This window comes from Streptomyces sp. WG7 (genome assembly GCF_049975785.1).
Taxonomy (GTDB): Bacteria; Actinomycetota; Actinomycetes; order Streptomycetales; family Streptomycetaceae; genus Streptomyces.
On the sequence record NZ_JBNGGE010000028.1, the window covers coordinates 25,271 to 48,596 of the forward strand.

21 protein-coding genes and 1 pseudogene are annotated in these 23,326 nt (G+C 73.8%); 9 read left to right on the forward strand and 13 right to left on the reverse strand.

Annotation, left to right across the window (positions count from 1 at the left end; all coding sequences use genetic code 11):
• Positions 1-41: 41 nt before the first annotated feature.
• Positions 42-1,400, reverse strand: a complete 1,359-nt coding sequence (locus ACP4J0_RS24840) for an MFS transporter (RefSeq protein ID WP_426600890.1) — start codon at positions 1,398-1,400, stop codon at positions 42-44.
• A 438-nt stretch (positions 1,401-1,838) separates the two neighbouring features.
• Between ACP4J0_RS24840 and ACP4J0_RS24845 the strand changes: the two genes are divergently transcribed.
• A complete protein-coding gene (locus tag ACP4J0_RS24845) occupies positions 1,839-2,849 on the forward strand; it encodes an NAD-dependent epimerase/dehydratase family protein (protein ID WP_426600891.1) in 1,011 nt (336 codons plus the stop codon).
• Between the two features lie 114 nt (positions 2,850-2,963).
• On the opposite strand, the gene ACP4J0_RS24850 is transcribed toward ACP4J0_RS24845, so the two are convergent.
• The 4 genes from ACP4J0_RS24850 to ACP4J0_RS24865 form a co-directional block, all read right to left on the reverse strand.
• A complete protein-coding gene (locus ACP4J0_RS24850; protein WP_426519946.1) occupies positions 2,964-3,527 on the reverse strand; it encodes a hemerythrin domain-containing protein in 564 nt (187 codons plus the stop codon).
• A gap of 88 nt (positions 3,528-3,615) precedes the next feature.
• Complete coding sequence (locus ACP4J0_RS24855) at positions 3,616-4,197, reverse strand: DoxX family protein (RefSeq protein WP_426600892.1); 582 nt, start codon at positions 4,195-4,197, stop codon at positions 3,616-3,618.
• A gap of 163 nt (positions 4,198-4,360) precedes the next feature.
• On the reverse strand, positions 4,361-4,852 hold the full coding sequence (locus ACP4J0_RS24860) for a hypothetical protein (RefSeq protein WP_426600893.1): 492 nt from the start codon (positions 4,850-4,852) through the stop codon (positions 4,361-4,363).
• On the reverse strand, positions 4,849-7,338 hold the full coding sequence (locus ACP4J0_RS24865; protein ID WP_426600895.1) for a molybdopterin oxidoreductase family protein: 2,490 nt from the start codon (positions 7,336-7,338) through the stop codon (positions 4,849-4,851). The genes ACP4J0_RS24860 and ACP4J0_RS24865 overlap by 4 nt, the downstream gene beginning before the upstream one ends.
• Before the next feature lie 109 nt (positions 7,339-7,447).
• Between ACP4J0_RS24865 and ACP4J0_RS24870 the strand changes: the two genes are divergently transcribed.
• Positions 7,448-8,086, forward strand: a complete 639-nt coding sequence (locus ACP4J0_RS24870; RefSeq protein ID WP_426600896.1) for a GNAT family N-acetyltransferase — start codon at positions 7,448-7,450, stop codon at positions 8,084-8,086.
• 15 nt (positions 8,087-8,101) lie between these two features.
• Here ACP4J0_RS24870 and ACP4J0_RS24875 read toward each other — a convergent pair whose 3' ends face one another.
• The 3 genes from ACP4J0_RS24875 to ACP4J0_RS24885 are packed head-to-tail and all read right to left on the reverse strand — an operon-like array spanning position 8,102 to position 9,821.
• Positions 8,102-8,830, reverse strand: coding sequence for a metallophosphoesterase family protein (locus ACP4J0_RS24875; RefSeq protein ID WP_426600897.1), 729 nt, complete (start codon positions 8,828-8,830; stop codon positions 8,102-8,104).
• The gene (locus tag ACP4J0_RS24880; protein ID WP_426600898.1) at positions 8,830-9,126 is read right to left on the reverse strand and encodes a BON domain-containing protein; all 297 of its coding nucleotides are present in this window, start codon (positions 9,124-9,126) and stop codon (positions 8,830-8,832) included. Before ACP4J0_RS24880 ends, ACP4J0_RS24875 begins: the two co-directional genes overlap by 1 nt.
• Positions 9,123-9,821 carry a nucleotidyltransferase family protein gene (locus ACP4J0_RS24885; RefSeq protein WP_426600899.1) on the reverse strand — a complete coding sequence of 233 codons (699 nt, stop codon included), beginning with the start codon at positions 9,819-9,821 and terminating at the stop codon, positions 9,123-9,125. Before ACP4J0_RS24885 ends, ACP4J0_RS24880 begins: the two co-directional genes overlap by 4 nt.
• Before the next feature lie 149 nt (positions 9,822-9,970).
• On the opposite strand from ACP4J0_RS24885, the gene ACP4J0_RS24890 reads away from it, so the two are divergent.
• The gene (locus tag ACP4J0_RS24890) at positions 9,971-10,303 is read left to right on the forward strand and encodes a hypothetical protein (RefSeq protein ID WP_426600900.1); all 333 of its coding nucleotides are present in this window, start codon (positions 9,971-9,973) and stop codon (positions 10,301-10,303) included.
• A 24-nt stretch (positions 10,304-10,327) separates the two neighbouring features.
• Here ACP4J0_RS24890 and ACP4J0_RS24895 read toward each other — a convergent pair whose 3' ends face one another.
• Complete coding sequence (locus tag ACP4J0_RS24895; protein ID WP_426600965.1) at positions 10,328-11,485, reverse strand: PP2C family protein-serine/threonine phosphatase; 1,158 nt, start codon at positions 11,483-11,485, stop codon at positions 10,328-10,330.
• Positions 11,486-11,679: 194 nt separating this feature from the next.
• On the opposite strand from ACP4J0_RS24895, the gene ACP4J0_RS24900 reads away from it, so the two are divergent.
• Positions 11,680-12,093 carry an SRPBCC family protein gene (locus tag ACP4J0_RS24900; protein ID WP_426600901.1) on the forward strand — a complete coding sequence of 138 codons (414 nt, stop codon included), beginning with the start codon at positions 11,680-11,682 and terminating at the stop codon, positions 12,091-12,093.
• A 121-nt stretch (positions 12,094-12,214) separates the two neighbouring features.
• Here the strand turns inward: ACP4J0_RS24900 and ACP4J0_RS24905 are convergent, their stop codons facing one another.
• Positions 12,215-13,057 carry an MBL fold metallo-hydrolase gene (locus ACP4J0_RS24905; protein ID WP_426600902.1) on the reverse strand — a complete coding sequence of 281 codons (843 nt, stop codon included), beginning with the start codon at positions 13,055-13,057 and terminating at the stop codon, positions 12,215-12,217.
• A 240-nt stretch (positions 13,058-13,297) separates the two neighbouring features.
• Positions 13,298-15,016 (reverse strand): cytochrome c oxidase subunit I, encoded by a 1,719-nt coding sequence (gene ctaD, locus ACP4J0_RS24910; RefSeq protein ID WP_426600903.1) that lies wholly within the window; start codon positions 15,014-15,016, stop codon positions 13,298-13,300.
• A 1,111-nt stretch (positions 15,017-16,127) separates the two neighbouring features.
• Here ctaD and ACP4J0_RS24915 point away from each other — a divergent pair.
• Positions 16,128-17,474, forward strand: a complete 1,347-nt coding sequence (locus tag ACP4J0_RS24915) for a cation:proton antiporter (RefSeq protein ID WP_426600904.1) — start codon at positions 16,128-16,130, stop codon at positions 17,472-17,474.
• 231 nt (positions 17,475-17,705) lie between these two features.
• A complete protein-coding gene (locus ACP4J0_RS24920; protein WP_426600905.1) occupies positions 17,706-18,137 on the forward strand; it encodes a hypothetical protein in 432 nt (143 codons plus the stop codon).
• Positions 18,138-18,242: 105 nt separating this feature from the next.
• Here ACP4J0_RS24920 and ACP4J0_RS24925 read toward each other — a convergent pair whose 3' ends face one another.
• Positions 18,243-19,403 (reverse strand): S1 family peptidase, encoded by a 1,161-nt coding sequence (locus ACP4J0_RS24925; RefSeq protein ID WP_426600966.1) that lies wholly within the window; start codon positions 19,401-19,403, stop codon positions 18,243-18,245.
• A gap of 189 nt (positions 19,404-19,592) precedes the next feature.
• A pseudogene (locus ACP4J0_RS24930) lies at positions 19,593-20,003 on the reverse strand (glycoside hydrolase domain-containing protein); the annotation flags it as partial.
• Positions 20,004-20,051: 48 nt separating this feature from the next.
• On the opposite strand from ACP4J0_RS24930, the gene ACP4J0_RS24935 reads away from it, so the two are divergent.
• Genes ACP4J0_RS24935 through ACP4J0_RS24945 form a run of 3 tightly spaced genes read left to right on the forward strand, consistent with a single transcriptional unit; the run spans position 20,052 to position 23,099 of the window.
• Complete coding sequence (locus ACP4J0_RS24935; RefSeq protein ID WP_426600906.1) at positions 20,052-20,558, forward strand: SRPBCC family protein; 507 nt, start codon at positions 20,052-20,054, stop codon at positions 20,556-20,558.
• Entirely contained in the window at positions 20,551-22,170 is a 1,620-nt protein-coding gene (locus ACP4J0_RS24940) for a phytoene desaturase family protein (protein WP_426600908.1), read from the forward strand. Before ACP4J0_RS24935 ends, ACP4J0_RS24940 begins: the two co-directional genes overlap by 8 nt.
• Before the next feature lie 47 nt (positions 22,171-22,217).
• A complete protein-coding gene (locus tag ACP4J0_RS24945) occupies positions 22,218-23,099 on the forward strand; it encodes an SDR family oxidoreductase (protein ID WP_426600909.1) in 882 nt (293 codons plus the stop codon).
• Positions 23,100-23,326: the final 227 nt, after the last annotated feature.

Consider the following 23,326-nt stretch of genomic DNA (forward strand, 5'->3'; position numbering starts at 1 on the left):
CAGGCAGCCGCCCCGAGTGCCGCCTGCCCTGGCCCCCCTGCTCAGGCAGCCGCCCCCAGAGCCACCCTCTCGGGCGCGTCGGCGTCCCCGGCACGCACCGTCACCGGTGCCGTGGACCGGCGCCCGCGCAGGAGGTAACCCGCGCCGATGGTGCCCGCGATGATCAGTCCGCCCGCGATGAGGGCGCCGCGCGCGCCGGCCAGCTCCATCAGCAGCCCGAGGGCCGGCGGGCCGCCGAGGCTCCACACCGTGCCGACGCTGCCCCACACCCCGAGCACCCGGCCCCGCATGTGCGCGGGCGGGTCGGTCTGGAGCACCGCGGTGCCCGCGGTGTCGGAGACGGACTCCACCACGGCCATCGGCAGCACCATCACCAGCAGGACGGCCAGCGACGGCGACAGTCCGGCCACCACCTGCAGCAGTCCGCCCGCCGCCGCCAGCGCGCCCACGATCCGTACGGAGGGCCGGCGCAGCCGGGCGCCCAGGACCGCGCCGACGATGCCGCCGGCCGCCAGCACCGTGGAGACCGTGCCGAACGCCCCGGCGCCGCCCGCGAGCGGTCCGGTGACGAGCACGGCCAGGGTGAGCTGGTAGTTGCGCCCGAAGACCGCGCTGACCCCGGTGACACCGGCCAGCGCCAGCAGCCGGGGACGGCGCGCGAAGAAGGCCAGCCCCTCCCGCACCGTCATGGCGTCCGCCGTACCGCGGCGTTTCGCGCCGCCGACGTGCTTGACCGCTCCGCGTGCCGGACGCAGGAAGGGGATGACCGAGGCCACGAACAGGAAGGAGAGCCCGTTGGCGGCGTAGGCGGCGGCCGTGCCGAGGAAGCCGACCGTCACCCCGGCCAACGCGGCGCCGGTGAGCCGGCCCGCCTGGTGGACCAGCGCGCCCACCCCGATCGCGGAGGGCACGTCCTGAGGCGGCACGAGATCGTTGCCCAGCAGCGAACACGCCGGGCCGTCGACGGTGGCGATGACGCCGGTGACGGCGGCCAGCACCATGAGGGAGGTCACGTCGAGCCGGTCGAGCGCCACCATGAGCGCCGTCACGAACGCGACCGCGCCGAGCAGCGCCTGGCTGACCGCGGCGGTCAGTTTCCGCGGCCAACGGTCGACGGCCGCACCGCCGAACACGCTGATCAGCAGCGCCGGCGCGGCCTGGACGGACATCGACAGACCTGTCGCGGCGGCGGAGCCGGTGATCTGCAGGACCAGCAGGTTCTGCACCGTGAGCTGCATCCACGTACCGGCGTTCGACACGAAGTTCGCGACCGACCACCAGCGCATGCTGCGGTACCTCAGGGACCGCCACGGTGAACGGGACGCGGCCTCGGCCGGTGCCGGGGCGGGAGGCGGCGCGGGGGCCGTCGGGGCGGGGGCGGGGGCGGGGGAAGAAGACACAGTGCGCCACTCGAAGACGAGTCGTGAGACCCGGAAGGGGAACGGGACGGGAGCGAGAAGACCGGCTGCACTGCGCGGCCACTCCACTGAGCCGGATGACGGCGCCGACCATCGTGACAGAAGGGACCGGCGAGTCATCGCCGGTGCCCACCCTCCAGCTCGGTCGGCCGGGACCAAATCCCCGCCCCGTGCCCGTACTTGACGGGGCGAGTGGGTTTGATCACAGCTCCCGGCGCCCCCGGTGCCGGGGGCGCCGGCCGTGACGGTGGCCACAGCGGCCCGCCTGTCCGCCCGACCGCCTGCCTGCCCGACCGCCTGCCTGCCCGCCCGCGCGGTCCGTACGGAAGGGGCCGCGGCAGCCGTCAGAGCATGAAAGCGACTCGGCGGGGCACCCGGGGCACGCTCGTCAGCGCTTCGCAGGGGAAGGAAGGTCGCCTCATGATGCCGATGGCGGCGTTCGGCCCGCGGGCAGCGGCCCGCCCGGCCTGGGGCCGGGTCCTGGTGACCGGCGGCGCGGGGTTCCTCGGCTCCCGTCTGTGCACCCGCCTGCTGGATTCGGGTGTCGAAGTCGACTGCCTGGACAACCTCTCCACGGGCCGCGCCGAGAAGGTGGCCCACCTCGCCGGCCGCCCCGGCTTCCGCTTCCTGGAACGGGACATCACCGAGCCCGGCTGCGCGGACGCGCTCACCGGCCCCTACGACCTTGTCCTGCACCTGGCGGGCCCCGCGTCCCAGGCCGCCTGGCCGGACCGGCCTGGGGAGATCCTCGACGCCGGCAGCCTCGGCACCCGGGCGGCGCTGGCCGTCGCCGGCCGGGACGGCGCCCGGTTCCTCCTCGCCTCCTCGCCGCCCGGCGCCCACCACGCGAGCGACGCCGACCCGGTCGGCCCGCACAACGCCTGCGCCGAGGCCGTCCGGTTCTCCGAGGCACTGGTCGCCGCGCACGCGGGCGCCCACGGCTCGAACGCCGGGATCGTCCGGCTGTTCCACGGCTACGGCCCCGGCATGCGGACGGACGACGGGGGGACACCGGCCGCCTTCATCCAGCAGGCGCTGGCCGGCCGGCCGGTCACCGTCACCGGGGACGGCAACCGGACCCACCCCCTCTGCTACGTCGACGACATGGTCGACGGCGTGCTGCTGGTCGCGGCCGGCCGCTCGGTACGGCCCGTGGACATCGGCGGCGACGAGGAGCCCACGGCCGCCGAGATCGCCCGCCGGGTGATCGACCTGGCCGGCTCCGACTCGCCGCTGGCGTTCGTCGACGGGCCGGACGACCGGCCCGTCGAGCCCCGGCCGGTCACGGGCTTCGCCCGCGAGATCTTCGGCTGGCTGCCGGGCGTGACCTGGCAGGACGGTCTGGAACGCACCGTCGACTCCTTCCGCGGACGGCCCGATCCGGTCCCGACGGCGACGACCGCCGAACGGGCGGGGGAGTGGTGGGCCTGAGCCCCACGTGAGTCAGTCCCACGCGACGGCCGAGCGCGTGCGTGCGAGGGGCCCGTCGCCGTGGGCGACGGGCCCCTCGCACGCGGCCACTGGGTGGCAATGGTCGCGGCGCGCTCAGCCGGGCTTGCCCCGCCCCGACATCGCGTCCCGCACCCGGTCGACCATCCCCGCCCCGGGCGCCAGGAGCTTGTTCATCGGGGGCTTGTCCGGGGCGGAGGGGTGCGGTCGCGTCGGCGCCGTCTTCTTCGCCCGGCGGACCTTGTCGCCCAACTGGTCCAGGGCTTCGGCGGGGCATGCCTCGCGGAGCCTGGGGAAGAGGTTGCCCTCCTCGTCGGCGACGTGCGCACGGATCTCGCTCATCAGCATGCCGATCAACCGGTCGAAGTCGGCGTCGTCCGCCGCGCAGCCCTCCAGGTCCTTCATGATCTGTTCGGCCTCGGCGTGGTCCTCGAGTTCCTTGTCCGCGAGGGCACCCCCGTTCGCCACGTGCTCACGAACGGCCGGGTAGAGATACGCCTCCTCCGCCACCGAATGCCGGATCAGCTCGATCGTGGCCTGATCGGCGTACAGCTTGCGGTCCTTGTGACCGGACGGCAGCGCCTCGATCCTGCCGAAGAGCTCCTCGACCTCACGGTGATCGGTCGTCAGCTCGTCGATGACGTTTCCTCCGTGTCCCATGTTCCACCTCCATCCAGGTCGTGGCGGTTACGGGACCGACCCGCCACGGGCGTCGGGTCCCCCCACACTCAGCGGGCTAACGCCCCGTTCACCGGTGCCGGGCGCGGAGCGGCCAGGACGACCGGCAGGTGCGGACCCCGGCGCCGAGCCTGGCCCGGACACCGCCCGCGGCCGCCGCGGGGCCTGCCGCGGCCCGCATCGAACGGCGCACCAGACGGGCGTCGTGCCGCAGGTCCCGGGCGGCGTGCCGGCCCCGCCACAGCAGGGAGGGGGCACCGCCGGTGTCGTCGGCCGCGATCAGCAGCCCGCCCATCATCGACAGGTTCTTCAGGAAGTGGACGCGCTGCTGGGCGCGGTCGGACGGGTCCTCCGCCTCCCAGTAGCGGTGCGCCGCCAGGGTGGTGGGGACCAGCGTCGCCGCCAGGGCCAGCGAGGCCGCCCGCGGACAGCGGCCGAGCCCGAGCATGACCCCGCCGACCACGTGGACGGCGCCGTTGAGCCGTACGAGCTGTTCGGTGCGGTCCGGCAGCACCGCCACCCGGTCGGCCACCGGCCGCACGACCGGCTCCGCCGCCGGGGCCACCTCCTCCGGCCTGCGCAGGGACTGCAGACCACCCGCGACGAACATCGAGGCGAGCATCGGGCGGCCGACCATACGCAAAAGACTCATGACGCTCTCTCGCTCTCTCCAAGAGGTACCGCGGGACCCGCAGATCACTACCGAAGACCTGCCGCCTACGGGGATCATCAGGTGCCCGGACCGGGCGGCGCCATTCGGCGCCCGGCGCGGCGACGGCGCTCGCCGGCCCCGCACCGTGCGGGCTCCACGCAGGTCACAGGCTGTTCAGGATCTGCGGTGACAGGTTCTTGATCATGGTATTGGTCCAGCGCATCTGGCGCAGCGTCCGCGGATGGCAGGCGGAGGCGAGCCCCAGCAGCTCGCCGTCCCCGGACGCCTGGGCGGCCTGGGCGAGCATCTCCCAGTGCAGCGAGTTCTCCGCGGCGGCGACGTGCAGCTCCCGCAGGTCGCGCAGGAGCAGCAGACCCGGCTCGGGCCGGTGCACCACCGCCTCCGACGCCTTCTTCCGCAGCGTCGCGAAGACGCCGTCCCAGGAGTGGTCCGGCGCGTCGCCCAGCTTCACGTCGCGTTGCGCGGCGACCTCCGCCAGCCGCCGGACGTGTTCGCGGGACCAGACGGCGAGGTCGGTGGCGACGTGATGGACCTCGTGCTCGGTGCGGTGCCGTTCGGCGACGGTCACCAGGTCGTGCGCCAGGTGCCGTTCGCCGCGGTGCAGCGTGCGCAGGGTCAGGGTGATGCCGTTCACCGGGCGCCTTCCTCGCGGCCGTGCGGGAACCGCGTCGGCGTCTGTGCCGTGTGCGCCGCCGCTCCGCCGGCGGTGGGCCGCGCGTTGGCGCCGGCGGCCGGTGCCGACGCGGTGGTGGTGGGTGCGGGGGAGGGCCTGCCGTCGCCGCGCTCGACGAGGGTGAGCGCGGCAGTGGCCGTCTTGAACAGCGGCTGCTTGGAGGCCGGGTCCCAGTCGGTGACGGTCGTCTCGTTCGCCGCCCGCCCGGGGGTGTCCGGGCCCGGGCCCGACCCGTCCTCGGTGTCCCAGTAGCCGTAGTGGAACGGCACGAACAGCAGCCCCGGCCGGATGCCGGTCACCCGCAGCCGCCCCCGCAGGGACCCCCGTCCGCCGGCGACCTCGACCAGGTCGCCCTCGCCGAGGCCGAGCCGGTCCGCGTCCGCGGTGGAGATCTCCACCCACACGTCCGGGGCGGCGTCGCGGAGCTGGGGCGCCCGTCCGGTCTTCGTACGGGTGTGGAAGTGGTAGATCGTCCGGCCCGTGGTGAGCTGGAACGGAAACTCCTCGTCCGGCTCCTCGTGCGGCGGCCGGTAGGCGGCGGCCTTCAGCATCGCCTTGCCGTCCGGGTTGAGCGAGCGGTACTCCACGACCTCCTGCGACGCCCCGGTCTCCAGGTCCTTGCCGTAGCTCTCGCACAGGTCCGGGTGGGCCCAGCCGATGCCGTCCGTGTAGAGCCGCGCGGTGCCCTCCGGGGCCGACTCGTCGCAGGGCCACTGGATGCCGCTGGTGTCGCGCAGCTTGGCGTAGGTCAGACCGGTGTAGTCGCAGGGGCGGCCCGCGCTGCACCGCTTCCACGCCTCGAACGCCGACTCGGGGTCGTCCCAGGTGATCAGCGGGCCGCCGTCCTTGTCCCGGAAGTCCATGCGCCGCGCGTAGTCCAGGAAGATGTCCAGGTCGGGCCTGGCCTCGCCGGGCGGTTCGACCGCCTTCTCGGACAGGTGCACCGTGCGGTCCGCGTTGGTGAGCGCGCCTGTCTTCTCGCCCCAGGTCGCGGCGGGCAGCACCACGTCGGCCAGTTGCGCCGTCTCCGTGAGGAACAGGTCCTGCACCACCGTGAACAGCCGTTCCTGCGTCAGGATCGAGCGGATCCGGGGGAGTTCGGGCAACGATACGGCGGGGTTGGTGCCGCTGATCCACAGCATCCGGATCGAGCCCTGCTCGGCGTACCGGTACATCTGCATCGCGTGCGTGGGCGGCGCGAAGTGCGGGATGGTCTCCGGCTCGACGTTCCACACCTTGGCGAGGTCGGCGACATGGGTGTCGTTCTGCCAGTTGCGGAAGCCGGGCAGGTCGCCGTTGGCGCCGCACTCGCGGGTGTTCTGGGCGGTGGGCTGGCCGTTCATCTGGAGCAGGCCGGCGCCCGGGCGGCCCAGCATGCCCCGGATCAGGTGCAGGTTGTTGATCTGCACCGCCGCGGCGGTGGCCTGGTGGGACTGGTAGACGCCCTGGAGGACGGTGGAGACCAACGCATCGGTGGTGCCGACGAGTTCGGCCGCCTCCTCGATCCGGGCGGCGGGGACGTCGCAGATGCCCGCGGCCCACTCGGGCGTGCAGTCGGCGACGCGGTCGGCCAGCTCCTCGAAGCCGACGGTGTGCGCGGCGATGAAGTCGCGGTCGATCCTCCCGTGCCGGATCGTCTCGTGCAGCAGCGCGTTGAGCAGGGCGACGTTGGTGCCGACCCGGGGCGCGAGGTGCACGGCCGCGTGCCGGGCCACCCGCGTGGGCCGTGGGTCCACGCACAGCAGGCGCGGCGGATCGGCCCCCTCCATGCGGTCCAGCAGCCGCATCCACTGCACGGGCTGGGTCTCGGCGATGTTGTGGCCGAACAGCGCGACCACGTCGGCGTGGTCGAAGTCGTCGTAGCTGCCGGGCTGTCCGTCGCAGCCGAAGGTCTCCTTCAGTGCCTCCGCGGCCGTCGACGTGCACAGCCGGGTGTTGCCGTCGAGGTGGTTGGTGCCGATGCCGGCCCGGGCGAGCACCGCGAGGGTGTAGTACTCCTCTAGGAAGAGCTGGCCGGAGGTGTAGAAGCCGATCGCGCCGGGGCCCCGCTCGTCGAGGAGCTCGCGCGAGCGGGCGGCCACCAGGTCCATCGCCGTGTCCCAGTCCGTCTCCACCAGCCGCCCGTCCCGCCGTACCAGAGGCCGGGTCAGCCGGTCCCGGGAGGCGTTCGCCTGCCACCCGAACAGGTCCTTCGGGCCGAGCCGGCCCCGGTTGACCCGGTCCACGTCACGGCCCCGTACGCCCACCATCCGGCCGTCCGCGACCGCGATGTCCATGGCGTCGCCGTCGGAGTGCAGGATCGACGCCGACTGCACCCACCGCTCCACCGACGAGGGGTCCACCCCCTCCGCGAGGAACGTGTCCACCCGGGCCGGCCAGGTCTCGTGCCGCCCGTAGGGCACCCTGCCGCCCCACGGCTGTGCGATCCGGTCCGCCGAATCCTCCATTACCGGCCTCCCGCCGACTTCCGTCACCTTGCCGGCCGCCGGGTACCCGGGCGGCGGCGTTCGACGCCGATCACTTGTGAGAGCGCTCCCAGGCGGGCAGGATGCTGCGGTGACTCCGACTGCCCACGTACGCCCGTACCGTCCCGCCGACGCCCCGGCCCTCGACGACATCTGCATCCGCACCGCGCACAACGGCCGGGACAGCCGGCCCGTGTACGCCGACCCCGCCCTCCTGCCCGCCATCTTCGCCGCCCCCTACGTCCACCTGGACCCGGACCTGGCCTTCGTACTGGACGACGGACAGGGCCGGGCCGTCGGCTACATCCTCGGCACGGCGGACACCCCGCGCTTCGTGGAGGAGTTCCGCGCCAAGTGGCTGCCGCGGGTCGCGGACCGCTATCCGGCGCCGGAGGGGCCGCCCGGCACCCCCGACGAGGCCATGGCCAAGCTGCTGCACGACCCGGAGCGCATGATCGTCCCCGAGCTGGCCGCGTACCCGGCCCATCTGCACATCGACCTGCTGCCCGACCGGCAGGGCCGCGGACACGGCCGGGCGCTGATGCGCACGTTCTGGCGGGCGCTCCGGGAGCGCGGCGTCCCGGCCGTCCACCTGGTCATGTCCACAGCCAACACACCGGCCAGGGCCTTCTACGACCGTATGGGCTTCCACGTGATCGAGACGGCGGGCCTGGATCCCGCGGACGTCACCTGCCTCGGACGCACGACGGACGACACCGGCCGGCCCTGACGCGCCGGGCGGTGCTCAGGCGGCCGCGCCCAGCCGGTAGACGTTGAACGCCCGGCGGATGACGGGCTGCGCCACGTTGCGCACCCGTACCCCGCCCGCCGTCATCCCGTGCTCGGAGCCCAGGTGGGCGTGGCCGTGCACGGCGAGGTCCGCGCCGGCCGTGTCGATCGCCTCGGCCAGCAGATAGCTGCCGAGGAACGGGTGGATCTCCGGCGGCTCCCCGGCGAGCGTGTCGGCGACGGGGGAGAAGTGGGTCAGTGCCACCCGGGCGGTGCAGCCCTCGTCGGCGAGCTCCTTCAGCGCGGCGTGCAGGCTGTCCGCCGAGCGGCGGGTGGTGCGGACGAACTCCTTCATGATCGGCTCGCCGAACTCTCCCGCGCTGCGCCCGACGAAACCGCCGCCGAACCCCTTGACCCCGGCGATGCCCACCCGGGTCCCGGCGCACTCCACGACGGTCCCCTCGCCCTCCAGCACGCGCACGCCGGCGTCCTGGAGGAGTGCGGTGACCTTCTCGGGCCGTTCGTCGTGGTGGTCGTGGTTGCCGAGGACGGCCACCACCGGCACCGGCAGGTCACGTACCTCCTGTGCCACCACCCGTGCTTCCTCCGGCGTGCCGTGCCGGGTGAGGTCCCCGGCGAGCAGCAGCAGGTCGGCACAGTCGGGCAGGGTCTCGAAGGCGGGCCGCAGCAGTCCCTGGCTGTCGGGCCCCATGTGGATGTCTCCGACGGCGGCGACGCGGATCATCACAGCTCCTCCGCATGGTCGGGGCCGGTCGTCTCCGCCACCACGACGTCGGTGTGCACGGTGAGCCCGGCCAGCTCCTCGTGGGCGACGCGCAGGACGGTCTGGCGGCACTGGGCGGAGGGCACCGTGCCGGTGATCACGATCGCGCCGGCCCGGATCTCGGCCCGGACCCCGAGCTCGCCGAGCTCCTCCGCGGCGAGCCGGTCGTGCAGGTGGGCGACGCGGTACTCGACGTTCCCGGCAGCGGAAGCGGTGTCGCTCGCCGCGGGTCCCTGGTGTGCGACGGGGTCGCTCATCGCTGCTCCTCCTGCGCGGAAGGGGCCGGAGGGATGATCTCCAGCCGTTCGAGGATGAAGAAGAACGCGGCGGGCATCGGGGCGTCGCCGCAGTCGCGGCGCAGTTCGTCCCAGTCGATCTTCTCCCGCAGCGTGCGGGCGATCGGCAGGACCGCCCCGAAGTCGCAGTGGTGCTCCGAGAAGGCCGCCAGCAGACCGCGGAGCAGGTCGGTGGGCGACAGGACCGGCATGAGTACCGAGTCGACCGACAGGTCCTGCGCCCGGGCCAGCAGCTGTGCCGTGACGGGCTCGTGCGCCAGTTCGAAGATGAGGTCGACCTGCTGTCCCAGGCAGTTCGCCTTCAGCAGCCAGTCCTCGGGCGGCGTGTACACCGCCAGGCCCGCTTCCCGCAGCGTCGTGGCGACGGCCTCCGCGTCGTCGGGCCGGATGCAGAAGTCGACGTCGTGCTGGAGGTTCTGGGTGCCGCCGTGCGCGTACACGGCGACGCTGCCGGCCAGCGCGAACGGGTGCTCCTTCTTCTTCAGGATCGAGCCCACCTGCTTGGCCGCCTGCAGGATCGCCTGGTTGCGGTCGAGCGGAAGATCCTCGTGGCGGGCGTCGTTCTGGGGGACGAGTCCGGGGTCCCCCGCTGCCAGACGGAGCTCGGAAACGCCGGCGCGCTGGTCGAGAGCGCGGTCGTCGGCGTGCTGCGTCATCGCTGTCCCCTTCCCGGGCTGTCGCCTCCTGCGGGTCGGGCCGGATCGGATCGGCCCTCCTCTGGGTTTCGGGTACCCGGCGCGGTACCGCCGACACGAAGGCCGCCCCGGAGGTGGGGGACCGGGCCGATTCAGGGCACTCGGACGGCATGAACGACGAGCGGGAACGGCGGGGACGGGAGCGGCGGCGGACCGGGTCCGAGGACCACCGGACCGGGACCGTGGAACGGCTGGTGGCGGCGTGGCTGGCGGAGACCGGAGCCCATGACCCCGCCGCGGCCCACGAGGCCCGCACCGGCTGGGAACGGGGTGCCCTGTCCGAGGGGGCCGCCCAGGACCTGGCCACCTGGGTCACCGCGAGGGTCACGGACACCGGTTTCACCGAGGACGAGGGCCCCTATGTGGAGGGACCCGTGCGCATCACCCCGTCGGACAAGGACACGGTGCACGAGTGGCTGCGTGCGCGGGGGCACCGGATCTGACGTGCCGGGCCACCGCGCGGCGGGTCAGCGGACCGGCGGCCGCCATTCGAACATCAGGATCGTCGCGTCGTCCCGCAGCTGCCCGCCGGTCTGCGAGTCCAGAATCGAGTGGATCAGGCGCCGCAGCGCCTCGGGCGCCAGCTCGCCGCCCGCCGTGGCGCGGATGACGAAGTCCGCGAACCGTTCGAGCCCGAACAGCTTCTCCTCCCGGGTACGCGCCTCGGTGACCCCGTCGGTGTACATCAGCACCCGGTCACCGGGTTGCAGGCTCACCTCGTGCGTCCGGCGCGGCTCGGTGGAGAGCTGGGCCGGCGCGCCCATCGGCGGGTCGGCGTCCCGCTCCAGCGCGTCGACGACCAACTGCTCGTCCCGGATCAGGAGAGGCGCGGGGTGGCCGCAGTTGCTCCAGCGCAGCAGACCGGTCTCGAAGTCCAGCTGGGCGATGACAGCGGTGCAGTACTGCTCCGGCAGCCAGCCGGCCAGGGCGTCGTCGACGCACTCCACGAGGGTGGGCAGGTCGGCCCCGTTGCGCCGGGCGTTGCGGCAGGCGGCCAGCGCCACCGCGCTGGTGAGCCCGGAGGCCAGGTCGTGACCCATGGAGTCGATGACCGAGACGTGCAGCGTCTTCTGGGTGAGCGAGTGGTCGAAGGCGTCGCCGCCGAGCTCGTAGGCCGGTTCGAGGACGGCCGTCGACACGACGTGCGCGTTGCCGATGGTGCGCGGCGGCAGGAACGCGCGGAGCATCTCGGAGGGCAGGTGCATCCGCTGGGTGCGGGTGTGCCGGACGAAGGAGTCCTCGAAGGCCCGCTTCGAGGTGATCATCATGGCCAGCAGCGAGGCCAGCGCCCGCCCCCGGACAAGCGCGGTGGAGGTGAGTGCCGACGAGTGCACCGCCAGCACGCCGAGTCGCTCGGCGCCGTCCACCAGGGGCAGCCACGCCGTGACACCGCCGGTCTCCGACTCCTCCACCCGCAGCGCCTGCGTACGGTAGGCCCAGCCGGCGAGTGAGCCGTCGACGGGTATGGCCGACGCCACGTCGGTCTGCGGTACGAGATGCCGTTGCTGCAGGTCGACGAGGTAGACCACGGCGTGCTGGAGGTCCAGGGCCTTGGCGCAACGGGCCACGGCGGTGCGCAGGTCCAACGTCAGATGGCCGGGATCGGCGAGGAACTCGAGCAGCATGTCGGTCGCCTCTGACGTCGACACCTCGTCTCCCCTCGTCGAGAAACCCGTCGTGCCGGGGCACGCTGCGCAGCAGTCTGGCACCGCGCGCCGGGCCTCGCCCGTCGAGCGGGTCACGCGCCGGGCGCTTCGGCCGGGGCAGAACAGGGCACGCGTCACCTCGTACGGCACCGAGCGCGAAGGAGTGGTGCCACATGACCGAGTACGAGCGTTCCCGCACCATGCCCGCCCAGCCCGAACAGGTCTTCGACCAGGCCTCGAACGTCGGGCAACTGGACGCCTGGCTGCCCCGGGACCTGCACGTGGAAGCCGAGGACCTGCCGGCCGTCACCGTGCACGAGGACCGCACCGACCAGGACACCTCCGCACTGCTCAGTGCCCGGCCGGAGCAGATGCGGCTCGAATGGGGCACCCGCGAGCAGGGCAGCTACGCCGGCTGGCTCCAGGTCGCCGGCATCGACAGCGGAGCCAGTGAGGTGACGGTGCACCTGTCGTTCTTCGACGAGGGACACGATCCCGGGGAGCACGCCGTGGCCGACGCCCTCGACAGCAGCCTGCGGCGCCTGGAGGAGCAGGTGCGGATGCGCACCGACAACGCGGCCGGGTGAACGCGTCGTACGGCAGGGCACACCACGGCCGGCTGGACGCGGAGGAGGGCGCCCACGTCTGCGGCGCCCACGTCTGCGGTGTCCACACGGTCGCCGGGTGGGTCGCGGCGGTCGCCGCCCGCTACGTCACGACGGGCGGCCCGCCGTCCGGGCCGAGGACGGCCCGCTGTCCGTGCCGGCAGTGCACGATCCGGTCCGCGAGCCCCTTCCGGTCGGCCTCGGCCAGGAAGGCGTCGAGCGGGGAGCGGAAGACGGTGTAGTCGCCGTAGTGCACCGGCAGGATCAGCCGGGGGCCGAGGCGCCGGGCGAGTTCCGCGCCCTGGCGCCCGTCCATGGTCACCACGAAACCGCCGGGCAGGGTCGTGCCGCCGAGGTGCAGCACGGCCAGGTCCAGGCCGGGGAAACGCCGGGCGATCTCGTCCAGGCCGTCGAAGAGCAGCGTGTCGCCGGACACGTAGAGCCGGTGCCGCGGGGGACCGTCGGCCGGGCCGAACTCCAGCAGGCTGCCCATCACCGGCGGCAGCAGGCGTCGCAGGACGGGCTGCCCGGCGTGCCGGCCGGGCAGTGCCGTGATGCGTACCCGCGCGTCCGCGTGCCGCACGGTCTCCTCCTGCCAGGTGCGCAGCCCCACGGCCCGGTGGAACCCGTGCACGCCCTGCAGCCGGCGGGATGCGTGCGGGGTGGTGACGATCGGCAGCGACCGGGACAGGTGCCGCCGGGCCCGGCGGTCCCAGTGGTCGCCGTGCAGGTGCGACAGCAGTACGGCGTCGAGCTCGGGCAGGTCGCCGGGTTCGAGCGCGGGCTCGGTCAGACGACGGCTCACCAGGCCGTACCCGAGGTGGGCGCGCTGGCCGCGGTGGAGGAAGTTCGGATCGGTGAGCAGGCTCAGCTCGCGGTACTGGAGCAGCACGGTCGCGTTGCCGACGAAGTGGATCCGCAGGGAGTCGTCGGAGGACGGGGACATGTGGGTGATCCGATCCTGTCCGGGAGCACGGGCCGGGCCCGGCCGCCCGGGCCGGAACCCTCACGGGAGGACGGAGTACCCCTCCCACGAAGGCTCACCCCGCGAAGGCTCACCCGGGCCGTCGGAGCCGCGATCGCCCGCCGGCCCGCCGGCGGCGCTCGCGGCGGCTCGCGGCCGTCCGTGGAGCTTCCCGGCGATCCATGCCTCTGGTCCGGACAGCCAAGTGCGGTGCGCCGACGGTCAGCGGTCGCCCTTGTGCCCCTGCCCCTGGCCAGGCTCCACGGCGTCGCGCCGCCCCGTCTGCTCCGCCTGGTCGAGCCGGACGAGTTCGGGGTGGTTGAGGTCGAAGGCCGGAGACTCGGAGCGCACCCGCGGCAGCGCGTGGAAGTTGTGGCGGGGCGGGGGACACGACGTCGCCCACTCCAGTGAACGGCCGTATCCCCAGGGGTCGTCGACCCGGACCGGCCGGCCGTACCTGGCGGTCTTCCAGACGTTGTACAGGAACGGCAGTGTGGACAGGCCGAGCAGGAACGCGCCGATGGAGGACAGGGTGTTGAGGGCCGTGAAGCCGTCGACGGCCAGATAGTCGGCGTACCGGCGCGGCATGCCCTCGACACCGAGCCAGTGCTGCACCAGGAACGTGGTGTGGAAACCCACGAACAGCGTCCAGAAGTGCACCTTCTCCAGCCGGTGGTCGAGCATGCGGCCGGTCATCTTCGGCCACCAGAAGCTGAACCCGCCGAACATCGCGAACACGATCGTGCCGAACAGGACGTAGTGGAAGTGCGCCACGACGAAGTACGAGTCGGTGACGTGCCAGTCCAGCGGCGGCGAGCCGAGGATCACCCCGGTCAGTCCGCCGAAGAGGAAGGTCACCAGGAAGCCGGCCGCCCACAGCATCGGCGGTTCGAAGGACAGGGACCCCTTCCACATCGTGCCGATCCAGTTGAAGAACTTCACCCCGGTCGGGACGGCGATGAGATAGGTCAGGAACGAGAAGAACGGCAGCAGCACGGCACCGGTGGCGAACATGTGGTGCGCCCAGACGGTGGCCGACAGCCCGGCGATGGCGATGGTGGCACCGACCAGCCCCATGTAACCGAAGACCGGCTTGCGGGCGAAGACCGGGATGATCTCGGTGACCACCCCGAAGAACGGCAGCGCGAGGATGTACACCTCGGGGTGGCCGAAGAACCAGAAGAGGTGCTGCCACAGGATCGCCCCGCCGTTCTCCGCGTCGAACACGTGCGCGCCGAAGTGGCGGTCCGCCTCCAGCACCAGCAGCGCCGCCGCCAGCACCGGGAAGGCCAGCAGCACCAGGACCGAGGTCAGCAGCACGTTCCAGACGAAGATCGGCATGCGGAAGACGGTCAGGCCGGGCGCGCGCATGCAGATGATCGTGGTGATGAAGTTGACCGATCCCAGGATGGTGCCGAACCCGGACAGCGCCAGCCCCATGATCCACAGGTCACCGCCGAGGTAGGGCGCGTGGAGCGGGCCGCTCAGCGGCGTGTAGGCGGTCCAGCCGAAGTCCGCCGCGCCCTGCGGGGTCAGGAAACCGGCGAGCACGATCAGTCCGCCGAAGAGGAAGAGCCAGTACGACAGCATGTTCAGCCGTGGGAAGGCGACGTCGGGGGAACCGATCTGCAACGGCATGACGGCGTTCGCGAATCCGGCGAAGGTCGGGGTGGCGAACAGCAGCAGCATGATCGTGCCGTGCATCGTGAAGGCCTGGTTGTACTGCTCGTTGGAGAGCAGCTGCAGACCCGGCCGGGCCAGCTCCGCCCGGATCAGCATCGCCAGCACTCCGGCGATCAGGAAGAACGCGAACGACGTGATGAGGTACAGATGACCGATCCGCTTGTGATCGGTCGTGGTCAGCCAGGAGATGACCACCCGCCCCTTGCCGCGGGGTTCCGCCGCCGGGACCGGCGTGATCGGTTCGGTCTGTGTCGCCATCCGACCAGAGCATCCGAACCCCGGCCGCCTGCGTCGACGCCACGTCACGCGCCCACCCAGGTAGGGCCGATTGGCAGATCGTTTCTATCCGTCCGGGTGCGTCACCGCCTCGGAGGGACGAAGCGGCCGTCACCCGAATGGCCCTCGCTCACTACTGACGGCGGCCGATCCGGTGTCTCCTGGAGGGTGTCAGCGGCGTCCAGGCTGGGAGGCCGAACATGTACGAAATGTGCGTGGGCCCGGAGAAGGCGGGCGGAGCGTTGGTGTGGCACGTGATGGCCAAATCGGCCGCGGCCACCCTGTGCGGACAGCGACTCCGCGAACGTATCGAGGCATCCGACGGCGAACGGGCACGTCACTGCCCGGACTGCATGGCTTCGTTCGAGAAGCTCATGGCAACCACGCCGTGCTGACGGACCGTCCGCGACGTCGTCCGCCCCGCCGCATCCCGCGGCGGGGCGGACTGCGTGGGGCGGTCGGCGGGAACGGGCGGTCGGCGGGAACCGTGGCGGGCGGTCGGCGCCGACCGACCGTGGTGCGCCCCCTTCCGTAGCGCCGCGGGTACGTCTCGGCCGCGGAGCGACGCGCGCTCCCGGCCGATGATGGGTGTCGGCCACCGGACGTTATGGGTGCCGTCCCCGATGCCGCGGCACCGGCCCGGTGTGTGACCGTGGAGCGACGCCGCGCTCCGGGGCCTTTCCGAGGGCCGGGGATCGCTGCGCACCCAGCCCTCGTCCCGCCCGTTCGCGGGTGTTGCCGCACGGCCTGTTCCGGGCGTGCCGTCCGCGCCGCGGGTGCCGGGGCGGCCGGTGGCGGCCGTGGCGTAGCGCCGTGGACGCGGACCGGACCCGGCGCCCGCCCGTCCGTGCGCCCGGCGGTCCGGTCCGGGCGTCCGCCCGTGCCTCCGCGGTCCGGTCCGCGCCCCCGTTCGGCCCGGGGGCGGCGCCACGGCGCCGCCCCCGGGCCGAACGGGCGCGGTGCCACGGCGCCGGTGCCGGCCGACGACGTCCGGCCGTACCACAGATGACGTGTCACACACGAAGGAGAATGCGCATCCATCCCTGCCGAGTGAAGCCCTCCCGACCCTCCGCGCGGTCGAAGGCGGTGGCCCGTGGGACACGCTGACACCCTGCTCGCCATGGGCGGCGCCTTTCTGGCCGCCGCGTTCCTCGCCCGCCTCGGCGGCAGGATCGGACTTCCGACGATCCCCCTGTTCATGCTCGCCGGCATCCTGCTCGGCCCCCACACCCCCGGGTTCGTCCTGGTGGAGGACGCGCACGACTTCGAGATGCTCTCCGCGCTCGGACTGGTGCTGCTGCTCTTCTACCTGGGCCTGGAGTTCCACCTCGACGACCTCAAGAACGGCGGCAAACGGCTGCTGACCGCCGGCGGCGTCTACCTGCTGCTGAACGTCGGCGCCGGGCTCGGCTTCGGCTTCGTCCTCGGCTGGGGAGTGCGCGAGGCGCTGGTGCTCGCCGGCGTGCTCGGCATCTCCTCCTCCGCGATCGTCACCAAGATCCTCATCGACCTGGGCCGGATCGGCCGCCCGGAGACCCGTCTCATCCTCGGCGTCATCGTCGTGGAGGACATCTTCCTCGCGCTGTACCTGGCCGCCCTCCAGCCGGTCGTCGCGGGCGCGCACGGCGCCTGGGACATGGCCCTGCAGGCCGGCAAGGCCTTCGGTTTCCTGCTGGTGCTGGCCGCCGCGGCCCGCTACGGCACCCGGCTCGTCGGCCGCCTGATCGCGACCCGGGACAACGAACTGCTCGTCATCAGCTTCCTCGGGGCCGCGGTGCTCGTGGCCGGAATCTCCGAGGTCCTCGGCGTCGCCGACGCCATCGGTGCCTTCATGGTCGGGCTGATCCTCGCGGGCACCCCCTCCGGACCACGGATCCGCGAACTGGTGCACCCGCTCCGGGACGCCTTCGCGGCGATCTTCTTCTTCGCCTTCGGACTCGCCATCGACCCCGGCGACCTCGCCACCGTCGCCGGCCCGGTCGCCGCGGCGGCGGCACTGACCGTCGTCATGAACGTCATCGCCGGGCTGTGCGTCGCCCGTGTGTACGGTTACGGCTCCGAACCGGCCGCGGAGATCGCCACCACCCTGGTCGCCCGGGGGGAGTTCGCGCTCATCCTGGCCGCCATGGCCGCGGGCGCGGGACTCGACGGGCGGCTCGCTCCCTTCATCGCCGGATACGTCCTCGTCCTCGCCGTCCTCGGTCCCGTCGTCGCGGGACGGGCGTACGTGCTCGCCGGCGCCCTGCGGGCCGCCGGGAGGCTGCTCCCCGGGTCGAGTACGCCCGCCACGGCTCCGGACGGCGGGCCCGGCGCGGACGCGGAAGCGGACGAACCGTCGGCGCCGGCGTCGGACCGGGCTCCGGCCTCGACATCGGCCTCGGCTTCGACTGCGGCCCCGACTTCGGCCTCGTCCTCGGAGCACGCGGGAGTCGACCGGTAGGCCCGGGGAGGGCCCCGGCGACGGGGGCCGGCGGTTCGGACAGCGGCCGGTGCGGGAGGACTTCGCAGGGCCGGGGTGCGCGCGGACACGGTCCCGGCCGGTGGGCCGGTGAGCCCCGGTACCACCGCCCCGGCCGGTACGTCACTGCGCGCCGCGGTGGGACAATCTGCCCGCAGGGCCGGTGTCCGACGCCGTGGTCGGAGCCGTCCGGGACCGGAAGGAGCCGTCAGCATGATCGAGTGGGTGCCCCTGGGCAGGGGTGCCAGACCCGTCCCCCGGCCGGTCGCGGCTCCGCTGGTGTGGGCGGGAGCGTTCGGCGGCGCCCTCGCCCTGGTGGCGCTCCTCAACGGCACCGTGGGCGCGGGCCGCCCGGGACTGGCACTGGCCGTGCTCTCCCTGCTGGCGGCCCTGCTCGGACTCCGCGCCCGCTTCACGGCCGCTCCCGGAACGGCCCTCCTGTGCTGGCTGTCCCTCAACGGCTTCGCCGTCCCGCCGGCCGGCACGCTGACCTGGGCCGGCCGGCGGGACGCGGTCTGGCTGGCGTGTCTGCTCGGCGCGGCCCTCGTCGGCACGGCACTGGCCCGCCTGGTCCACGCACGGGCCGCCTACCGTCGGCTGACCACGGCGAGCGGTCCCGAGGCGCCGGAGCCGGGTGGCTTCTGACGGGGCGGAGTCGGGCACCGGGCCGGGCCGCTTCTGACGGGGTGGCTTCTGACTGGGGGAGGACCCCGCCGGTCACCCGGCGAAGTCCTCCCCGCCGCCCCCGGGTCAGGCCGTGTGCAGCGTCAGTCCGTAGCGGTTCAGGATCTCGTTGACGGGCTGGAACCAGGTCTCCCCGCCGCTGGAGCAGTTGCCCCAGCCGCCCGAGGTGACGCCCTGCGCCTGGTCACCGCTGATGAAGGAGCCGCCCGAGTCGCCGCCCTCGGCGCAGACGCTGGTCTTCGTCATCTGGTGCACCGCGCCCTGGCTGTAGTTGACCGTCTCGTTCTTGGCGAGCACGGTGCCGCAGTGCCAGTGGGTGGTGGACCCGGAGCGGCAGACCGAGGCGCCGACGGGTGCCTCGTTCGATCCGCGCACGAGCCGGTCCGGGATCGTGCCCCAGCCGAGCACGACCGGCACCGTCCACCAGCCGCTGCCCACGCTGACCCAGGCGTAGTCGTTGCCCGGGAACGACGAGCCCTGGAACGTTCCGATGTGTGAACCGTCCCAGCCGCGGACCGCCGCTCCCGCACCGCCGCAGTGCCCGGCGGTGACGAACCCGCCGTGCACCGAGAAGCCGATGGAGCAGCGGACGTTGCCGGTGTAGTAGGGGTCGCCGCCGACGGTGCCCGCCGCGAAGGTCCGCGGGGCCGACGGCACCGTCCGGACCGTGACGGGGCCGGCCTCGCGGGCCCGGTCCACGAACCGCCGGACATCGTTGTCGGAACGGTCGCCCTCGACCACGTCGACGATCACCGTGTTGGCGGCCGGGTCGACGTGCCAGCCGCTGACGCCGGCGGGTGCGTCCAGGCGGTCGACGCGGGCCTTGGCGGCGTCGAGCTCTTGGGCGCTGTGCTCGACGGTGCGGACGTGCGCACCGGTGGCGTCGACGGCCCGGACCGTCGCGGGGGTGGCGTCCGAGGTGACGGCCACGGTCAGTTGCCCGCGGGCGGCGTCGAACCAGGCGCCGCCGAAGGCGTCGCCGGCGGCCCGCCGTGCCGTGGGTGCGAGGTCGGTGGCGCGGCGTTCGGCCGCGAGCCGGTCCTCGGCCTCGGCCCGGGTGAGGCCGAAGTCCCGCTGCATGGCGTCCAGGAGACCGGCGGAGGCCGGTTCCTCGGCGGATGCGGTGGGGGAGTCGGCGGCCGAGGCCGGCAGCGTGCCGACGGCGGTCAGGCTGCCGAGCAGGAGGAGGCCGGCCAGGCCGAGGTGCCTGAGTCTGCTGCGTCTCACGGGAGTTGCCCTTCGTCGTTCCAACAAGGTGGGGGTGGAACAGATCGGTGGAACAACCGCGGTCTGAGAGCGCTCTCGTCGGGGTTGGTTCGAGCTTAGCCAGGGTGCAACGTCAGGTCCATGCCAATGCAGGGCCTTTCCGGGGAGCGCCGCCGGCCGGCCGCGACCTCCCGGCCGCCCCATCGCCGCCGCCGGCTCCTGCACGTCCTGCGGCACCTTCACGTGTACGTGGCACCGGCGCCCTGCGCGAAGCCGATTCCGGTGGCCGGGCCGAACGCTGCCCCGGGAGGCGTCGGGGTCGCGGGCCGGGACGTAGCCGCCGTCGGGCGTCGCGTCGGGGGAGAAGACGTCGCGCCACCACACGGCCCGGTCGGCGAAGGCCTCGGCCTCCTCCTCCCGGCCCAGCGGCCTCGCCCACGCGGCTTGCGCCGAGTCGGCCACCGCGTCCTCCGGCGTCCCGGCGGCGCCGCCCCGGCAGTGGCAGGCGTCCTGCGCGGCGCGGTGGGAGGCCGGGTACTGCTCCGGGTCGGGCCGCTGCCCCTCGCACCGTTGCGGGGGAGTGCCCCGACCACCCCGGTTGGCCGGTCGCGGACGGGGCACTCAGTGCTGCGTCCTTGCAGAGACGGCTTCTGGACGCGGGAGGCAGGCGTGGCGGTTCGGCATCGGTTGATCCAGGCGAGCCCGCAGGCGGTGTGGGACGTGCTGGCGGACGGCAACCAGTACGTGAAGTGGGTGGTGGGCCCGTCCGAGGTCACCCCCAAGGCCGGACAGTGGCCGCAGGTCGGCGCGACGATCGCCTACGAGGTGCGGATCGGGCCGGTGCGGCTGAACAACGAGTCGGTGGTCAGACACTGCGTGGAGGGCTCCGTGCTGGAGCTCGAGGCGAAGGCGGGCAGGCTCGGCACGGCCCGGATCGCCATCGAGCTGCGCCCCTGGGGCGACCAGTGCCTGGTGCTCGTGGACGAACACCCGCTGCGCGGTCCCGGCGGCCTGCTGCACAACGTGGGCGTCGAGGCGCTGATCCAGGTGCGGCACCGCGCGATGCTCGCCCGGCTCGCCAGTCTGTGCGAGTCCCAGGCAGGGGACCAGTGCCGGCCGGATCCGCCGGAGTCGGCCGGCAGCGTGGGGTTCGGGTCGGGAGGCGGCCGTGCCTGACGCCGTCGTGATCGGGGCCGGCCCCAACGGGCTGGTGGCGGCGAACCTGCTGGCGGACGCCGGCTGGAGCGTGGAGGTCCTGGAGGAGCAGCCCGAGCCGGGCGGAGCGGTGCGCCACGACAGCGAGGTCGCCCCCGGTTTCGTCAACGACCTGTTCAGCTCCTTCTATCCGCTCGCCGCCGCCTCCCCGGTCCTCGCCGGACTGAGACTGGAGGACCACGGGCTGCGCTGGGGCCACGCTCCCCACGTGCTCGCCCATCCCCTCACCGACGGCACGTGCGCGGTCCTCGACCGCGACATCGGTACCACCGCCGCCTCCCTCGACGCCTTCGCACCCGGGGACGGCGCCGCCTGGGACCGCCTGCACGAGGTGTGGGACCGCTACCGGGCCGACATCCTGGACGCCCTCTTCACGCCCTTCCCCCCGATCCGGGCCGGCGCCCGGCTGGCCCTGCGGCTGCGCGGCGGGGGCGGGCTCCGGCTGGCGCGCACCCTGGTGCTGCCGGTGCGCCGCCTGGGCGAGGAGGAGTTCCGCGGCGAGGGCGGCAAACTGCTCCTGGCCGGCAACGCCCTGCACGCCGACCTCGCACCCGAGGCCGCCGGAAGCGGCGGCTTCGGCTGGCTCATGTCGATGCTCGGACAGACCTACGGCTTTCCCGTGCCGGTCGGCGGCTCCGGCGCCCTCACCGCGGCCCTGGTCCACCGGCTGCGGGCGCGCGGCGGCATCCTGCGCTGCGGGGAGCGCGTCGAGCGCGTCCTGGTCCGGGGCCGGCGCGCGGTGGGCGTCCGCACGGCCGGCGGGGAGACGGTCGCCGCCCGGCGCGCCGTACTCGCCGACGTGTCCGTCCCCGCCCTCTACGGAGATCTCCTCGCCCCGGAGCACCTCCCGGACCAGGTCCTCGCCGACCTGCGGCGCTTCCAGTGGGACTTCGCCACCTTCAAGGTGGACTGGGCGCTGGACGGCCCAGTGCCCTGGCGGTGCGAGGACGCGGCCCGGGCCGGAACCGTGCATCTGGCCGACGGTCTCGACGAGCTGACCCGGTTCGCCGCCCAGATCGCCATGCGGCAGGTCCCCGACCGCCCCTTCTCGCTGTTCGGCCAGATGACGACCACGGACCCGACCCGCTCACCGCGCGGCACCGAGTCCGCCTGGGCCTACACCCACGTCCCCCACGACATCCGGGGCGACGCGGGCGACGAGGGCATCACCGGCACCTGGGACACCAAGGAGCGGGAACTCATGGCCGACCGCGTCGAGCGTCAGGTGGAACGCTTCGCGCCCGGCTTCCGGGCGCTGATCCGGGCCCGCCGCGTGCTCGCCCCGCCGGCCCTCCAGGCCATGAACGCCAACCTGGTGGGCGGCTCCATCAACGGGGGCACCACCGCCATGCACCAGCAGCTCGTCTTCCGGCCCGTGCCGGGCACCGGGCGGCCGGAGACCCCGGTGACCGGCCTCTTCCTCGCCTCCGCGGGCGCCCATCCGGGAGGCGGGGTGCACGGGGCGCCGGGGTCCAACGCCGCCCGCGCCGCCCTGCGCCAGCACCGGTTCGCCGGCCTCACGCGCGTGCAACGCGGCCTCACCCGCCGCGACCGCACGGGTGACAAGCGGTGACGTCCGCGTGCGACCGCCCCCGTGTTCCCCGGCGGAAGAGCCGGCCGGTGACGGACGGCCCCCTCCGCGACCGCACCGTCGTGGTGACCGGCGCCGCGCGCGGAGTGGGCGCCGCCCTGGCCCGCGAGTGCGCCCGCCGGGGGGCCCGGATCGCCCTGCTCGGCCACGAGAAGCCGCGGTTGGACGCCGTGCTGGCGGAGCTCCCGGGCCCGGCGCTCGCCGTCGAGGCCGACGTCACCGACCCCGCCGCGCTGGACGACGCGGCCGACGAGGTCCGCGGCCGTCTGGGGCCGCCGTCGGTCGTGGTGGCGAACGCGGGCATCGCGGAGGGCGGCCCGTTCGCCATGTCGGACCCGGCCGAGTGGCGACGCGTCGTCGACGTGAACCTGACCGGCAGCGCCCACACGGCCCGGGCCTTCCTGCCGGACCTGCTCCGCACCGCGGGATACCACCTCCAGGTCGCTTCCCTGGCCTCGCTCGGCGCCGCCCCCATGATGAGCGCGTACTGCGCCGCCAAAGCGGGCGTGGAGGCCTTCACCCACTCGCTGCGCGCCGAGGTGGCCCACCACGGGATCGCCGTGGGCATCGCCTACCTCAACTGGATCGACACCGACATGATCCGCGACGCCGACCGGCACGCGGTCCTGCGCGAGCTGCGCGCGCACATGCCGCCCCCGGCCCGCCGTGTCCTCCAGGCGGACGACGTCGCCGCCAGGCTGGTGCGCGCCGTGGAGCGCCGCCGTACCGCCGTGTACGCGCCCGGCTGGCTGCGCCTGGTACAGGCAGGGCGCGGCGCCCTGCCGCCCGTGGTCATGCGGCTGTCCCGCCGCCAACTGCCCCGGCTGGAGGCCGCGGGTGCCCTGAACCCCACCGGCCCGCTCGGCGCGGGCGGACGGGCCGACCGCGCGGCGCACGGGACGGGAGCCTAGAACCGCAGTCGCCGCGCGACGGCTGCGCGGTGCGGCCCTCCCGGCCCGCCCGTGGCGTGGCGCCCGGCGAGGCGAACGCCCCGGGCGCCCGTGAACGGCCCCGGCCCGCGCGGGATGCCGCCACCCCGGTACCGCGGCGCGGGCCACGCCCCGGGTGTCGCAGGTGTGGTGTCGGCGGGTCTACCGTTCCGGGTGTCGCAGGTGTGGTGTCGGCGCGCCCACCGCCC